The sequence below is a fragment of the Spongiactinospora rosea genome (assembly GCF_003315795.1).
Classification (GTDB): domain Bacteria; phylum Actinomycetota; class Actinomycetes; order Streptosporangiales; family Streptosporangiaceae; genus Spongiactinospora; species Spongiactinospora rosea.
Map to the genome: position 1 here is coordinate 43,129 of NZ_QMEY01000016.1, position 15,191 is coordinate 58,319.

Consider the following 15,191-nt stretch of genomic DNA (forward strand, 5'->3'; position numbering starts at 1 on the left):
GCGGCGGGGCGGCTACCCGTGCGTAGCCACGCGATGGGCGAACGGGTAGAAAGGGCGTGACGAGACGTCACGCAGGGGGGAGCCGGATGAAGGCGCGCATGGGCACCACGAGGCTCGGACCGGCCGAACGGTCGGCCGCCCTCGCCGAGATGGCGGCGCGGGAGCTGGACCTGGTGGTGGTCGGCGGCGGCGTGGTCGGGGCGGGGGTCGCCCTGGACGCCGCGACCCGGGGGCTCGACGTCGGCCTGCTGGAGGCGCGCGACTTCGCCTCCGGCACCTCCTCGCGTTCGTCCAAGCTCATCCACGGCGGCCTGCGCTACCTGGAACAGCTCAACTTCGACCTGGTCAGGGAGGCGTTGCAGGAACGGGCGCTGCTCATGCAGCGGGTCGCGCCGCACCTGGTGCGGCCGGTGCCGTTCCTGCTGCCGCTCACCCACCTCGCCTGGGAGCGGCCCTACGTCGGCGCGGGGCTCGCCCTCTACGACAGCCTCGGGTTCTCCTTCGGGTTCACCAGGGGCGTGCCGGGCCACCGGCATCTGTCCAGGCAGCGGGCGCTGCGGCTGGTCCCCGCGCTGCGCCGGAGCGCGTTCACCGGGGCGGTCCAGTACTGGGACGCCCAGGTGGACGACGCCCGGTACGTGATGACCATGCTGCGCACCGCCGCCTCCTACGGCGCGCACGTCGCCTCCCGCGCCCAGGTCGTCGGGTTCCTGCGGGAGGGCGAGCGGGTCACCGGGGTGCGGGTACGCGACCTTGAGGGCGGCGCGGAGATCGACGTCCACGCCCGGCAGGTGGTCAACGCCACCGGGGTGTGGACCGACGACATCCAGGGCCTGGTGGGCGGGCGCGGGCAGATCCACGTACGGGCCTCCAAGGGCGTTCACCTGGTGGTGCCGCGCGACCGCATCCACTCCCACACCGGGATCATCCTGCGCACCGAGAAGTCGGTGCTGTTCGTGATCCCCTGGGGCCGTCACTGGATCATCGGGACCACCGACACCGAATGGTCGCTGGACAAGGCGCACCCGGCGGCCTCCCGCTCCGACATCGACTACGTGCTCGACCACGTCAACGCGGTGCTGGCGGTCCCGCTGACCCGCGACGACGTGGAGGGCGTGTACGCCGGGCTGCGCCCACTGCTGGCCGGGGAGAGCGACGAGACCTCCAAACTGTCGCGCGAGCACGTCGTGGCGCACCCGGTGCCGGGGCTCGTGATGATCGCGGGCGGCAAGTACACGACCTACCGGGTGATGGCCCGCGACGCGGTGGACGCCGTGGCGCACGGCCTGGACCAGCGGGTCCCGCCGTCCTGCACCGACCGGGTGCCGCTCGCCGGGGCCGAGGGCCACCAGGCGCTGTGGAACTCCCGGCACCGGCTGGCCAAGTCCGCCGGGCTGCACGTGGCGCGGATCGAGCACCTGCTCCAGCGGTACGGCACGCTGATCGAGGAGGTGCTGGCGCTGATCGAGGACGATCCGACGCTGGCCGGGCCGCTCGCCGGGGCCGACGACTACCTGCGCGCCGAGATCGTCTACGCGGCCACCCACGAGGGGGCGCGGCACCTGGACGACGTACTGGCCCGCCGCACGCACATCTCGATCGAGACCTTCCACCGTGGGCTGGCGGTGGCCCAGGAGGCGGCCGAACTGGTCGCCGGGCCGCTGGGCTGGGACGACGACCAGATCGACCGTGAGGTCTCCTACTACACCAAAAGGGTGGAAGCCGAGCGGGCCTCCCAGGAGGAGGACACCGACCACGAGGCCGACGCCATCCGCCTGGGAGCGCCCGAGATCGTTCCGGTGGACACGCCCGTGCCACCGTCCTGACGCCAGGCTCAGCGGCGGGGGTCCCTGTCCCGGGTCCTGGCCGGGTACTGCGTGGCGTCGTGTACGTCGAGCAGCGGCTCCCTGACCCCGTCGGGCGAGTCGTCGGTCCAGTTGGCGTTGCCCGTGCTGATCAGGCGCTGCCGGATGGCGAGCACCCCCGCACGGTTGGCCGGCTTGCGCGTGCCCGCGGCGAGCACCCCGGCCGCGCCCGTGACGTGCGGGGTCGCCATCGACGTACCGGTGAGCACCGCGTACCGGCCGCCCGGCCAGGTGGACTCGATGCACACGCCGGGCGCGGTGATCTCGATGGTCCTGCCGTAGTTGGAGGTCTCGGCGAGCGTGTCGTCCTGGTCGGGCTCGGGACGGCACGGCGGCTGGTCGCCGCCCTGGCCGCCGGGCAGGCCGTCGAGGTCGTTCAGCGCCGAGACGGTGATCACGTCGGGGTTGTTGGCCGGGAAGAACGCGGCGGCGTCGGTGGCGCCGTTGCCCGCCGCTGCGGCCACGACCACGCCACGGTTGACGGAGTTGGCGATGGCGGTGTTGATGGCGTTGCTCTCGCAGCCCTCGCAGCCGAGGCTGAGGTTGGCGATCTCGATGGTGGCGGAGTTCCTGGCCACCCAGTCCATGCCCGCGGCCATCGCGGAAAGCGAGCCCGCGCCCTCGTCGTCCAGCACCCGCACCGAGTGCAGCCGCGCGCCGGGCGCGGCCCCGACCACCCCGGAGTCGTTGTCGATGGCGCCCGCGATCCCGGCCACATGGGTGCCGTGGCCGTTGCCGTCGGTGCCGGCGTTGTCCACGCACACGCCGCTGGTGCAGTCGGTGCTTGCGACCACGTTGAGGTCGGGGTGCTGGGCGTCGATGCCGCTGTCCACGATGGCGATGTCCACGTTGACGCGGCGGTCGTCCACGCTGTCGATGTCCAGGTTGGGGTTCTGGGTGGCGAGGATCCTGCGGATGCCGGTCGGCACGGTCTGCTCGAACGCCACCACGGTGGCGTCGCGCTCGACGCTCTCCACGTCGGGCGACCGCTTCAGCTCCTCGGCGGCCCGTGCGGTGAAGGTCGCGGTGTACCCGCTGAAGGCGTGCGTGTAGACGCCGACCAACCGGCCGCTGTGCGTCTTGACATGCTCGCCGGCGACCGCCTGCGTGCTGGTCACGGTGGGCTTGAGCAGCACGATGTAGCGGTCGGTCTCCTCGGCGGGATCGGTACGGGCGCTCGCGGCGGCGGGCGCGAGTACGGACAGCCCAAGTGCCAGGGCGGCGAGGACGGTGAGGCGGCGATGGCCCCTTGGAAGATCACACATAGGGATCACGCTCACCTTTGGGGCACCCAAGGTGATGTACCGCCTCGCACCACCGACGCAGTCTTTGGGTGATTCTGTTGTGTACATGGCGCTTGTTGCGCTCGGGTGAGCGCAACAAGCGCCAACGGCACTATCAGTCAGTGAAGACCTGGAATTCGGCGGCTCTTACGTGGTCGCGGGAGGCGCTGGTGGTGGCGCAGTCGGTGGTGGAGGTGGGGTCGGCGTCCTGTTCGCCGAGGTAGAGGGGGTTGCCGGTGCACTGGGTGGTGCCGACTCGCAGGAGCAGGTGGGTGGCGGTGGTGGGGCGGATGTCGAAGGACTTGATCAGCAGGTCGTTGCCGCGCGGCCGGGGCAGGCGGGTGGAGAAGGCGTCCGGCCTGCTCTTGTAGACGGGGGTGAAGGCGGCGGGGTCGGCGCAGTTCTTGCCGGTGGCCGCGTCGCAGGCCAGTACCTCGAACGAGCGCAGCGCGCTGAACCGGTTCTGGGTGGAGGGGTCGGCCTCGTCGCCGACCAGCGGCCGGAGCAGGGCGCTGACCTGTACGCGGCGGACCCGGGCCGGTTCGGCGCCCGCCAGGTCCACGATCACCGACTTGCCGCGTACCGCGCCGGTCAGCGAGGCCCAGTTCGTCGCCTCGGTGCCGTCGATCAGCCGGTCGAGGTTGACCCCGTCGCCGGAGGCGGTCGCGCCGAGCGCGGCGGCGGCCAGGTTGCGGTCCAGTTCGACGGCCAGCCTCCTGTTCTGGCCGGGGCGGAAGCGGGCGGTCAGGCGGGTGTGCCCGAGCCCGGTACCGGCCGCCACGAAGGAGTGGGTGCCGGGCACGATCTGGAAGGTGTCGCCCAGCGGGGTCGCCGGGTCGGTGTCGGCGATCGGCACCGCCCTGGCCTCGAAGTCGCCGACGTACAGGCGCACCGGCGTACCGGTCGCGTCGCCCCTGGGCGCGAGCGTGACGGTCGCGTTGCCGGCGTGCGGGGAGGCGAAGCTCGGCGTGGCCTGCGCGTCGCCCGGACCGTCGCTGGCGGCGTCGGTGCCGAGGCCGTGCTCGGCGAAGGCGTTCCAGATGATGTCGTGGTTCTTGCCGCCGAAGCGGATCGTGTCGGCCGCCAGGATCGCGTCCCTGTGGTCCACGTAGTCCACCGCGCCGCTGGCCATCAGCAGCAGCGCGTCGAACGCGAGCTGCACCCACCGCCGGTTCCCCGGGCACTTGTCGATCGGCAGCCTGCCGTCCGCGCACAGCCGCTGCACGGCGGGGGTGCCGTCGCCGTAGCGGCGGATGAACGCCTGCCGTACGTCGAACTGCGTCGCCGACCAGATCTCGCCGTCCGCGTGCGACTGCGTGCCGACCATGTCATAACCGAGGTCGCTGTAGTTGAGCGGCGAGCGGGACATGTCGAAGTTGCGGATGCCCGCCTTGGGGTCGCCGGTGACGTAACCGCCCGTGACGTACGGCGTGTCGCCCGCCGGGCGGAAGCCGTACTCGTACAGGTACTCCATGGCGAACAGGTCGGACGTGCTCTCGTTCATCGCGCTCGCCTGCGGGCCGCTCCACCCGGCGTTCGGCCCGCCGACCATGCGCCCGGAGATCGCGTGCGTGTACTCGTGCCCGATCACCGACATGTCGAAGTCGCCGTCCACGCAGGGGGCGTAGAACGCGCCCGCGATCGGCTGCCACAGGAACATGTTGGTGATCGGCGGCGTGCCGTCGGGGCCGGTGTACTGGTTGGCGTTGTCGCGGACGCTCGCCACCCGCGCGCCCGCCTGGGCGTTGCCCATCTCGGCGTCGCCGCCGAGCCCGCCGCGCGTGCCGTTGTCGGCCTGCAGGTTCCACGCGGTCTCGGTGAAGCCCAGTCGATAGGACCAGTCGTGCATGCGGTTGTGCATCGCGTGCAGGTTGGCGATGGCCGCGTCGAGGTCGGCGCCGCCCTCCTTGTCCAGTACGGCGGGGTCGCACCTGGCGGTGTACCAGGCGTTCTTCCAGGGGTAGCGGTAGTCGCGGCTCGGCGACGGGACGTTGGGCCGGGTGCCGACGGTGGGGCCGCCGTCGCCGGTGTGGTGCTCGAAGGTGCGGGCCGCGTTGCCCAGGCTGGTGTTGCTCGGGGCGTCGGTGGTGTGATCGACGTCCCACGCCTTGCCGGTGGCCGGGTCGCCGCCCGGTGCGTAGTCGCAGCCGCGGCCCGGCTTGTGGCACCAGGTCTTGCGGGTGTCGGTGGAGGAGTGGTCGGTGGGCGGGTTGGCCGGGAAGACCTCCCAGCGCGGGTTGCCCGGGTCGGCCTCCCAGGCGTGGTCCACCTGGTTCTCCCTGACCAGTACCGCGCCGGTGACGCCGTCCACGTGGGTGGTGACGCCGCTCAGGCCGCCGTCCGCGCCGGTGCCCGCCAGCGTCACCTGGTAGGCGCGGTGGAGGCCGTCCGGCGCGGGCACCGCGACCTCGGTGACCTTGCGGACGGCCGCGGTGGCGAGGTTCACGTCACCGTCGCGGGCGGCGATCTCCTCCGCCTGCCGCGCGGTGATCCTGCTCGCGGGCGGCGCGCCGGTCTCCCGCGACAGCGTCGAGGTGACGTGCACGATCGAGCCGTCGAAGACGCCGGCCGCGACCATGCCGTCCACCCCGGCGGGCAGGCCGCCGAACCGCTGGCGCAGGAGTACGGCATGGCCCTTGCCGATCGGGTTGACGGCCACCTTCTCCAGCGCGTCCACCGCCGCCGCGGACAGGCCGAACATGCCCTGGTTCGCCTTCAGGTACGCGCGGGCCGCCTGCTCGGGGTCGGCGCCCAGGCCCTCGGCGAGCGGCTTGCTCCCGGTGACGACCGCCGGGGTGCCGAGGGCGTTCCACCGGACGGTCGTGCCGGCCCGGTCGAGCGTGGCGGGCGGGGGGACGACGCCGCGCCGGTTGTCGACGTCGGGCTTGCCGTGCTCCTCCCCCTGAAAGTCGAAGACCTTGGGGGCGGACGTGCCCGGCTCACTGAGTGCGACCCCGGCGGTGGAGAGGGCCAGGGCCACGCCGGTGGCGACCAGCAAGCCCGCGCGTAACCAGGGTTTGGCGACGGTTGTTGACACGAATCCTCCTGCGCGAAACGAGCGCCGTTGGCCTGCGCAAGTGGTAACACCGTCAATGACTCATTACAAGGCTTGTAAAGGGGGGGATCTCAGTGTAGTGATGGGTCGCCTGTTCACTGGAAGGGAATCCAGCCCTGGTCAGTGAGGGTCGTGGCGTCGTGGGCGGCGAGCCCCGCGGCGGAGACTGTCCACAATGTGTCACCGATCACCAGCGCCCGCCGGATGCTCCCGTCAACAGGCGCGAAAACCTTCCCTCCGGCCTTTCCGCGCGGGTGCGCGACCTTTCCGGTCTCGCGGATGCCCTCCCGCGAAATGTTCAGCACCAGCGCGTCGCTGCCGCCGTCGGACTGCTGGGAGACCAGGGGCAGCACCGCGAGCCCGGTCTTGGGCCAGTACAGGAAGGCGTGCGGGTCCCATTCGACCTCGGTGTCGGACTTCTTCCTGATCAGCTGGGCCAGCCGGCGCGGCGCGGCCGGGTCGCTCACGTCGAACAGCGAGATCTGCGCGCCGACCCGCCTGCCCTGCTCCGTCGCCTCCTGGCCGACGCCGATCAGCCGGCCCTCGCCCGCCGGGTGCAGGTACGCCGAGTAGCCGGTGATCTTCAGCTCGCCGGTGACCTTGGGGGCCGCCGGGTCGCGCAGGTCGAGCGTGTACAGCGGATCGACCTGCCGGAAGGTGACGACGTAGCCGACCGGGCCGATGAAGCGCACCGAGTAGATCCGCTCGCCCTTGCCGAGCCCGCCCACCTGACCGGTCTCGGCGAGCGTGTTCGCATCCAGGACGTGGACGGCGCTCTCGCTCTGCTTGGGCGAGCTGGTGGTGGTGGCCACCCGCAGGTGGCCCTCGTGCTCCGACAGCGCGTACTGGTTCAGCAGCCGGCCCGGCACCTCGCCGGAGGCGACGTACCGCGGCTCGCCCCCGCCGCTGATGTCGAACCGGTGGATCTCGGTCCGCTCCGGCGGGATCGTCCGCGGCTTCTGCCAGGTGACGGGGGGTTCGGAGACGGTCGGCTCGGCCTTGGGGGCCACCGGGAGGCCCGCGGTGGGCTTGACGGCGGTCGGCTCGGCGGCCGTGGGATCGACGACGGTCGGGGGCGCGGGGCTGGCCGAGTCCGGTACGACGGGCGGCTCCTCGATCGGCATCGGCAGCCACGCCTGGGTGTTGCTCGTCACGTACAGGCTGGTCGCCGTGCCGTACACGGTGTCGCCGTCGGCGGCCACGCTCACCGGCCGGTCGCCGGACAGGGCGTTGTCGCCCGCCGCCAGGTCCAGGGTGTGCACGGTGAGCATCGTGGTGCCCGTGTACTCCTTCGGGTGCCTGATCCGGTCGCAGCCGACCCGCTGGGTGCGCCGCGTGCCGTCCGCCCCGATGACCTCGTAGCGCGGCTGCCACGCCTCGATGGGGGCCGCGCGCACGGCCTCGCGGTTGCGCTCGGTCAGCTCCCGCTCGCTCGGCGGCGTGCCGCCCACGGTGTCGTTGAGCGGCAGCTTGATGTCCGGTTTGCTGCTCACCACGATCCGTACGGCCGAGCCGACCATCCGGGCGTCCACATGGCCGCCGTCGGCGACGATCGACCCGGCCTTCCTCGGCTGCGGGCCGGAGAGGTCCACCAGCGTGTACGTCGTCCCCGGCCGCCAGTCCGGCCGCACCCTGAAGTCCTCGGCCGCGCCGCCGGCCAGGCCGGTCGAAGGGAGCTGCACGAGTGCGCGGTCGCCGTACATGAGCAGGTCGGCAGGGGTGTAACCCTGATCCTTGGGCACCAGCCGCAGGGAGCCGGTGACCTTCTTGGTGGCCGCGTCGATCACCCGCAGCACGCCGCCGGAGACCGTGACGATCCGCTTGCCGTCGGTCTTGACCTGGTCGGGCTCGTCCACCCCGGCCTCGTGGACGTTGGTGGTGGAGTGGTCGGCTTCCTGATTCGTCGTCATGGAGTCGGCGCGCATCTCCGACTTGGCCTCGGGGAGCGCGCGCGTGAGCAACTGGACGCCGCCGAACCCCCACGGGCCGATGTTGGCCGCGGTCCTCTCGCGCAGCTCGGCCAGCATGTCATCGCAGCTCTGGTAGGCGACCAGGCGGATCTCGCCGAGCCGCGCCGGTTTCGCGGACGAACCGGCCTGCGGTTCCTGCGGGGCGGCCGCGCTGCAGGCCGCGCAGGCCGTCGCGAGCAGGGCGGCGATCGTGACGCCGGCCGTACGGATGGAAGCCTTCATGCCCATAGCACGGATGGAGCCGGTGACCGGTTCAGGGCATCTCGGTCGTAGGCTTGTCCCTCGTGCCCATCCCTGAGTTCCTGGCCGCGCTGCGCGCCCGTGTGGGCGACGCACTGATCGTGCTTCCCTCCGTGACCGCCTGCGTGTTCGACGACGCGGGCCGCCTGCTGTTCGCCTGCCACGACGGCGGGGTGTGGGCCCCGCCCGGCGGGATCATCGAGCCCGACGAGCACCCGCGCGAGGCCGTGGTCCGCGAGCTGCGCGAGGAGACCGGCCTCGACATCGAGATCGTGGACCTGATCGACGTGTACGGCGGACCGCTGTTCCGCAACCGCTACCCCAACGGCGACCAGGTGTCGTTCGTGATCACCGCCTACGGCTGCCGGGTGACCGGTGGCACCCTCACCCCCGACCTGGAGGAGATCACCGACGCCAGGTTCCTGGCCGAGTCCGATCTGGACGGGCTGCGCCTGGCGCCCTGGACGGGGGTCGCGCTGCCCGACATGTACGCGTGGTGGCGCCGGGCGAATCTGTAGTTTTCCGGCTGTGTGGAACATCGAAGAGTTCGCCGGGGCGGCCCACGACACCGTGGACTCGCTGGCCGCGTACGTCTCGGAGAGCCAGGCCGGGCCGTCCCCGGTGCTCACCAACCCGCCGCCGGGTGAGCTGGCCGCCCGGCTCGGGCTGGACCGCTGGATCCGCGAGGGCGGCATGACGGGGGAGACCTACCGCGGGTTCCTCGACGACTACCTCGCCACGGGCACCCGCGTCCACCATCCGGGGCACCTGGCCCACCAGATCGCCGCGCCGTTCTTCCCGGCCGCGCTCGCCGACTTCGTGCACGGCGCGGCCAACAACCCGATGGCGCTCTATGAGATGGGCGCGTCGGCGGCCACCGTGGAGTTCGCGGTGATCCGCTGGATGCTGGAGAAGACCGGCCTGGCCGGGCAGGGCGGCGGGGTGCTCACCCACGGCGGTTCGCTGGCCAACCTGACCGCGCTGCTCGCGGCCAGGGCCGCCGCCGCCCCGGACGCCTGGCGGGCCGGGACGCCCGCAGGCGAACTCGCGCTGCTCGCCCCGCCGTCCGCGCACTACTCGCTGGCCAGGGCCGGGGCCATCATCGGGCTCGGCGAGGACGCCGTGTTCGAGCCGGCGACCGACCCGCTCGGCCGGGTCCTGCCCGAGCGGCTGCCCGATGTACTGGACCGGGTACGCCGGGCGGGCCGCCGCCCGATGGCCCTGGTCGCCGGGGCCTGCGCCACCGGCACCGGCCTGTACGACGACCTGCGCGCGATCGGCGCGTTCTGCCGCGAGCACGGGATCTGGTTCCACGTGGACGGCGCGCACGGGGCCTCCGCGCTGCTCAGCGAACGCCACCGGCACCTGCTCGACGGCATCGAGACCGCCGACTCGATCACCTGGGACGCGCACAAGATGCTCGGCACGTCCAGCCTCGCCGCCGCCGTCCTGGTCCGCCGGGCCGACGACCTGGACCGCGCCTTCCGCCAGGAGGCCAGCTACCTGTTCTACGGCGAGCAGGGCTTCGACACGATGGGCCGGACCATCGAGTGCAGCAAGGCCGAGCTGGGCCTGAAGGTGTTCCTGAACCTGGCGTGGTACGGCGAGCGCGGCCTCGGCGAGCACGTGGCCGCCCGGTACGCGACGGCCCGCCGCCTGTGGGAGCTGGCCGCCGCCAGACCCGGCTTCACCTGCCCCTACGAGCCGCAGAGCAACATCGTCTGCTTCCGGTACGGCGGGCCGGACACCGACCAGGCGGCGATCCGCGCCCGCCTGATGGCGCAGGGCGACTTCTACCTCTCCTCCGCCGAGATCGCCGGAAGCCGCTACCTGCGGGCCAGCGTGATGGCCCCGGCGACCGGGGACAAGACGCTCTCGGCCCTGCTGGACGCCGTGGCCCGTGCAGGGTCGTGACCATTGCGGGCCATGACCGCTAACGTCTGGGCATGAGCGAACTCGACAACTCCCGTAATTCCGGCGATCCCGGTAACTCGGGCAACGTTGATGACGTGGACGGCCGGCTGCGTGCCGTCTGCGACCTGGCGATGGCGGACGTGAGGGAGTCCGCCGGACGGCACGAGTACGACGGGAGGATCCAGGACCTCTCCCCTGAGGGGGTGCGCGCCGCCGTGGCCGCGCTCGGCCACGGGCCGCTGCCCGCCGACCCCCACGACGCGGCGCACCTCCAGGTCTTCGAGGAGTCCAGGCGGGTGCGGTTCGACCGGCTCCAGTTGCACCGCCGCAACCTGATGGACCACCTGGGCAACCTGGACCTGGCCTGCTACGACCGCGAGTACGCGCCCGCCGCCGAACGGGAGGCGGCCAGGCGGGCGCACCTGGCGCTGTGGCCGGAGGCGGTGGAGGCGTCCATCGCCTCCCTCGACCTGCTCAGCGCCCCGGTGGCCAAGGCGCTGCTCGGGGCGGTGCGCGGGCTCGCCGCCGGGGTCGAGGACGAGACCGCGATCAAGGCGCACGCCCGGCTGGTCGCGCACGTTGAGGGGATGGCCGCCGACGGCGACCCGGACGCCGCGCTCGGCGCGGACGGGCTGGCCGCGCTGATGGGCGCGGACGACGGCATGGAAGTGGACACCGGACGGCTCGCCGAACGCGCCGACGCCGAACGCGACCGGCTGATGGAGCGCCTGGCCGACGCCTGCGCCCGGTACGGCGCGGCGGACCGCGCGCCGCTCGACGTGTGCCGGGAACTGGTCAAGCAGCGCCCCGACGGCGACGGAGTGATCGAGGCGGCCAGGCACTGGACGGAGAAGTCGATCGAGTTCACCCGCGAACGCGAGCTGGTGCCCTACCTGGACGGCGAGTGCGCGGTCGGTCTGGCCCCCGAGTCCCGCCGCTGGGCCATGGCCATGATGAGCTGGGCCGCGCCGGGCGAGCCGGAGAGCCCGTCGTGGTACCACATCACCCCGCCCGACCCCTCCTGGCCCGCCCAGGACATCGCCGACTGGCTGGAGGTCTTCAGCGACACCACCTTGCCGGGCATCACCGTCCACGAGGTCGCCCCCGGGCACTTCTCGCACGGCCGCGCGCTGCGCCACGCGCCCACCCCGGTCCGGCGGACCCTCCAGTCGTCCGCGTTCATCGAAGGCTGGGCGCACTACGCCGAGGAACTGTGCGTCGAGGAGGGCTTCGAGGCCGACGACCTGCGCTTCGAGATCGGCGTGTGGCTGGAGTCGCTGGTCAGGGTCACCCGGCTGGCCTGCGCGATCGGCGTCCACTCCGGCGCGATGACCGTGGAGGAGGGCGCGCGCAGGTTCGCCGCCGACACCCACATAGCCGGTCCCGCGGCGCTGTCCGAGGCCTCCCGGGCCGCCTACGACCCGACCTACGGCCGCTACACCCTGGGCAAGCTGGCCATCCTCGACCTGCGCGAGCAGGCCAGGGCCCGGTGGGGGAGCGGGTTCACCCTCCAGCGGTTCCACAAGGCCATGCTGGACTTCGGCGCGCCGCCGCTCGGCCTGCTGGGCAACGCGCTGACCGCCTGACGCGCTGGGCGAGGCTGGGCGAGGCTGGGCGAGGCCCGGGAGCGCCGGGCCTCGCCCATGCGGAATCGTCGGCCGGTTCTGCCAGACTCGCAGGCATGCTGCGCATCGGTACGGTGGTCCTCGGCGTCGAAGACGTGCCCAGGGCGGTGGAGTTCTGGTCCAAGGCGCTCGGCTACGTGCTGCGCGAGGAGATGGACGACGACTGGGCCGTGCTGGTGCCGCCCGGCGGGCGGGGCTTCGGGCTGGCGCTGGGCCTCAGCGAGACGCCTGTGCAGGAGCACCCGCGCGTCCACCTCGACCTCTACGCGGGCGACGCGGCCGAGCAGGCCGCCGAGGTGGCGCGGCTGATCGGGCTGGGCGCCGAGCGGGTGGAGTGGGACCGCTACCCCGATGACCCCGACTTCGTGGTGCTGGCCGACCCCGACGGCAACCGCTTCTGCGTGATCGACACCGCCCACGGCTGAGCGGGCACGGCTGAGCGGGCGTGCTCAGCGGCGCACCCGGGTCACCAGGGGGGCGGCGGTGAGCACCTCGCGGGCCAGCCCCGGATCGCCGGTGACCGTCGCCTCGATCTCGTCCGGGCCGAGCCGGTCGCCGAGCAGGAAACAGAAGTCGATCACGTCCATCTCGATCTCCGCGGCGGGCTCCACCCGCTCGCGGCCGAAGTACACCACCCGGGTGCCGCCCCCGGGGCCGGTGAGCGTGATCCGCGCGGCCCGCTCGTCCGGGGCGCCGCCCGCCGCGATCATCATGGACGTGCGCAGCAGGCGGCAGCCGAACTGCGACAGGGTGTGCACGTGCTCGGGCACCGGCAGCGGAAACTCCAGCCCGCCGGCCGCGCCGGAGCAGATGTCGGCGGAGTGCATCCACGTCTCGTAGGCCCGCATGGCCAGATGGTCGCGCAGCCGCATCGTCACCGCCGTCGCGGTGATCCGTTCCTCCTCGCCGGGGAGTGAGTCCGCGGTGTTGAGGTGGTGGCACAGCGCCGCGGCCTGCTCCCGCCAGCGGTCGGCGGCCTCCGCGCCGGGCCGGTCGCGCAGCGCGTCGAGGACCAGGTCGGTCCTGGACTCGGGGTCGTCACCGGCCGCGGAGGGGCCGATCACCGGCGCGCCGAGCGCCGCGGCGAGCAGGCCGTCCACGGCCATGAGATGGCCCGCCACGCCCGCCGGGGTCCAGCCGTGGACCACCACGGCGGCCCACCCGGACGCGGGGAGCGCGGTGAGCAGCACGTCGAGCGCCGCGACCCGGTCGGCGTACGGCGCCGCGTAGGCGGGCACGCGGTGCGCGGGTCTTCGCCCGGAGCCGCCGCGCACGGCGGCGAGCAGGGCGGAACGTAGCCGGGAGGGGTCCATATCGGAGGTTCGCTCGTGTCCAGATCTCGGATGAAGATTATCTACCATGCGCACTCCACAGGCCGGGAATGCGCAGGGCGCCCACCCGAGCGGGGTGACCGAAGATTGTTCTCCGGAGTCCCCCCGCCGCCGAAAAGAATGAAAAATTACGATATGTTAGCCCGTTCAGCCTATCTCATATCATATATGATCTAGCCGGGATCTATTCGTCACGGCTGCGAGGGGGGCCACGGTGACCGACTCTGAGCGCGTTCCGCCCACTATCAACATGAGCCAGATGAGTCACGCCAGGGCGTACAACTACGTCCTTGGCGGTAAGGACAACTATGCCGTGGACCGGGCCGCGGCGCGGAAGGTCATGCGGGCCGCTCCCGATCTTCCCCTGTTAGGCCGGGCCCAGCGCCGACTACTGTTAAGAATCGTCCGGATGTGCGCAGAACAGGGCATTGATCAGTTCCTGGATATCGGGACCGGCATTCCCACCGAACCGAACGTCCATGAGACGGCCAAGGAAATCAACCCGCGAGCGCGGGTCGCCTATGTGGACTACGACCCGATCGTCTTCGTCCACAACAACGCGCTGCTCGCCACCGAACCGTCGGTGATCTCGCTACAGGCCGATGTCCGCGATCCCGCGGGAATCATGGACAATCCACGTGTCCGATCATTGATCGACTATGACCGGCCGATGCTGGTGCTCTTCGCCGCGCTGTTCCACCTGGTGACCGACGCGGAGGACCCGGCGGCCCTGGTGGCGCGGTTCAGGGAGCGGATGGTCCCGGGCAGCCACGTCATGATCTCGCAGTTCTGCAGCGACGGGAGTGATCCCAAGGCCCAGGCCGAACTGGAGGAGATATCGGTGAACTCGCCCTCGCCGATGCGCTTTCGCACGCGCGCCGAGATCGGCCGCTTCTTCGCGGGCTTCGAGCTGATCGGCCCCGGGGTGGCCGACGTACAGGACTGGTCGCCGGACGAGCGGATCCCCGCGACCAGCCTGCGGATCGCGGCGGGTGTCGGCAGGGTGCCCTGATCACCTTCGTCTCACAGGTCGGTGGAGGTGGCCCCGCCGTCCACGGTGAGGTGCGTTCCGGTGATGAAGGACGCCTCGTCGCTCAGCAGGAACCGCACGGCGTGGGCGACCTCCTCCGGCCGGCCCAGCCGGTCCAGCGGCGACTTGCAGGCGAACATCGACACGGCGGCGCGGTCGCCGTCCAGCGCGTCGGCCAGTTCGGGGGTGTCGATGTAGCCGGGGATCACCGCGTTGACCCTGATGCCCGCCGGGGCCAGTTCGGCGGCCATCGAACGCGTCAGCCCGAGCAGACCGGCCTTGGCCGCGCAGTAGGCGGGCGCGCCCGCCAGGCCCACGATGCCCTCGATCGCGCCGATGCCCACGACGGCCGCGCCGGGCGCGTCGCCGAGGTCGCCCAGCAGCGCCCTGGTCAGCATGAGCTGGGCGCGCAGGTTGACGTCGAGCACCGCGTCCCAGCGTTCGTCGGTGACCTCCCTGACGGCGGCGGGCCCGAACGTCGCGGCGGCGTGCACCAGCCCGCCGATCGGCCCGATGACCGCCCGGCTGGCGGCGACGGCGGGCCCGAGCGAGGCGGTGTCGGCCACGTCCACCGCGATCCCGAACGTCGGCAGCGGGGTCAGCATCGCCGCCTCCTTGGCCGTCCCCCGCGCCCCGGCCTCGTCCGCGTCCCAGACCGCGACCGGCCGCCCGCCCTCGGCGATGGCCAGCGCGCAGGCCCGTCCGACACCTGACGCGCCTCCCGTGACGATCACTCCGCTCAACGGTCTCTCCTAGGGTTGTCGGGGGTTGGTCGGGATTCATGGGGATTCATGGGGAGTGGACAGGTGTGTACCCCGTGGCGGTGGAAGATCTAACACGCAGTGTCGAACCGCCGGGCGGGGAACCGTCCCGCTGAG

The 15,191-nt window shown here is 72.2% G+C and carries 11 protein-coding genes; 6 read left to right on the forward strand and 5 right to left on the reverse strand.

What is annotated here, in order from left to right:
- The first annotated feature begins 98 nt into the window (after positions 1-98).
- The gene (locus DP939_RS29525; protein WP_113984102.1) at positions 99-1,826 is read left to right on the forward strand and encodes a glycerol-3-phosphate dehydrogenase/oxidase; all 1,728 of its coding nucleotides are present in this window, start codon (positions 99-101) and stop codon (positions 1,824-1,826) included.
- Between the two features lie 8 nt (positions 1,827-1,834).
- Here DP939_RS29525 and DP939_RS29530 read toward each other — a convergent pair whose 3' ends face one another.
- The 3 genes from DP939_RS29530 to DP939_RS29540 all read right to left on the reverse strand — a co-directional run bounded on the left by DP939_RS29530 (position 1,835) and on the right by DP939_RS29540 (position 8,395).
- A complete protein-coding gene (locus DP939_RS29530; RefSeq protein WP_158578750.1) occupies positions 1,835-3,130 on the reverse strand; it encodes a S8 family serine peptidase in 1,296 nt (431 codons plus the stop codon).
- A 133-nt stretch (positions 3,131-3,263) separates the two neighbouring features.
- The gene (locus DP939_RS29535; protein WP_225878572.1) at positions 3,264-6,185 is read right to left on the reverse strand and encodes a M36 family metallopeptidase; all 2,922 of its coding nucleotides are present in this window, start codon (positions 6,183-6,185) and stop codon (positions 3,264-3,266) included.
- A gap of 113 nt (positions 6,186-6,298) precedes the next feature.
- Positions 6,299-8,395 carry a beta-propeller domain-containing protein gene (locus DP939_RS29540; protein WP_113984218.1) on the reverse strand — a complete coding sequence of 699 codons (2,097 nt, stop codon included), beginning with the start codon at positions 8,393-8,395 and terminating at the stop codon, positions 6,299-6,301.
- 62 nt (positions 8,396-8,457) lie between these two features.
- On the opposite strand from DP939_RS29540, the gene DP939_RS29545 reads away from it, so the two are divergent.
- The 4 genes from DP939_RS29545 (at position 8,458) to DP939_RS29560 (ending at position 12,377) form a co-directional block, all read left to right on the forward strand.
- The gene (locus DP939_RS29545) at positions 8,458-8,931 is read left to right on the forward strand and encodes an NUDIX domain-containing protein (RefSeq protein WP_158578752.1); all 474 of its coding nucleotides are present in this window, start codon (positions 8,458-8,460) and stop codon (positions 8,929-8,931) included.
- Between the two features lie 10 nt (positions 8,932-8,941).
- On the forward strand, positions 8,942-10,327 hold the full coding sequence (locus DP939_RS29550; protein ID WP_113984105.1) for a pyridoxal phosphate-dependent decarboxylase family protein: 1,386 nt from the start codon (positions 8,942-8,944) through the stop codon (positions 10,325-10,327).
- Between the two features lie 32 nt (positions 10,328-10,359).
- A complete protein-coding gene (locus tag DP939_RS29555; protein ID WP_113984106.1) occupies positions 10,360-11,913 on the forward strand; it encodes a DUF885 family protein in 1,554 nt (517 codons plus the stop codon).
- Positions 11,914-12,008: 95 nt separating this feature from the next.
- Complete coding sequence (locus DP939_RS29560) at positions 12,009-12,377, forward strand: VOC family protein (RefSeq protein ID WP_113984107.1); 369 nt, start codon at positions 12,009-12,011, stop codon at positions 12,375-12,377.
- A gap of 24 nt (positions 12,378-12,401) precedes the next feature.
- Here DP939_RS29560 and DP939_RS29565 read toward each other — a convergent pair whose 3' ends face one another.
- On the reverse strand, positions 12,402-13,265 hold the full coding sequence (locus tag DP939_RS29565) for a maleylpyruvate isomerase N-terminal domain-containing protein (protein ID WP_158578753.1): 864 nt from the start codon (positions 13,263-13,265) through the stop codon (positions 12,402-12,404).
- Positions 13,266-13,497: 232 nt separating this feature from the next.
- Between DP939_RS29565 and DP939_RS29570 the strand changes: the two genes are divergently transcribed.
- Positions 13,498-14,295: an SAM-dependent methyltransferase gene (locus DP939_RS29570; RefSeq protein ID WP_263972356.1), complete on the forward strand. Its 798-nt coding sequence runs from the start codon at positions 13,498-13,500 to the stop codon at positions 14,293-14,295.
- A gap of 11 nt (positions 14,296-14,306) precedes the next feature.
- Here the strand turns inward: DP939_RS29570 and DP939_RS29575 are convergent, their stop codons facing one another.
- Positions 14,307-15,047, reverse strand: coding sequence for an SDR family NAD(P)-dependent oxidoreductase (locus tag DP939_RS29575; RefSeq protein WP_225878594.1), 741 nt, complete (start codon positions 15,045-15,047; stop codon positions 14,307-14,309).
- Positions 15,048-15,191 lie beyond the last annotated feature (144 nt).

Bases quoted from the DNA above. Each gene is read 5' to 3' on its own strand.
- DP939_RS29525 (WP_113984102.1), top strand. From the start codon at position 99: ATGGGCACCACGAGGCTCGGACCGGCCGAACGGTCGGCCGCCCTCGCC.
- DP939_RS29530 (WP_158578750.1), bottom strand. From the start codon at position 3,130: ATGTGTGATCTTCCAAGGGGCCATCGCCGCCTCACCGTCCTCGCCGCC.
- DP939_RS29540 (WP_113984218.1), bottom strand. From the start codon at position 8,395: ATGAAGGCTTCCATCCGTACGGCCGGCGTCACGATCGCCGCCCTGCTC.
- DP939_RS29555 (WP_113984106.1), top strand. From the start codon at position 10,360: ATGAGCGAACTCGACAACTCCCGTAATTCCGGCGATCCCGGTAACTCG.
- DP939_RS29560 (WP_113984107.1), top strand. From the start codon at position 12,009: ATGCTGCGCATCGGTACGGTGGTCCTCGGCGTCGAAGACGTGCCCAGG.
- DP939_RS29565 (WP_158578753.1), bottom strand. From the start codon at position 13,265: ATGGACCCCTCCCGGCTACGTTCCGCCCTGCTCGCCGCCGTGCGCGGC.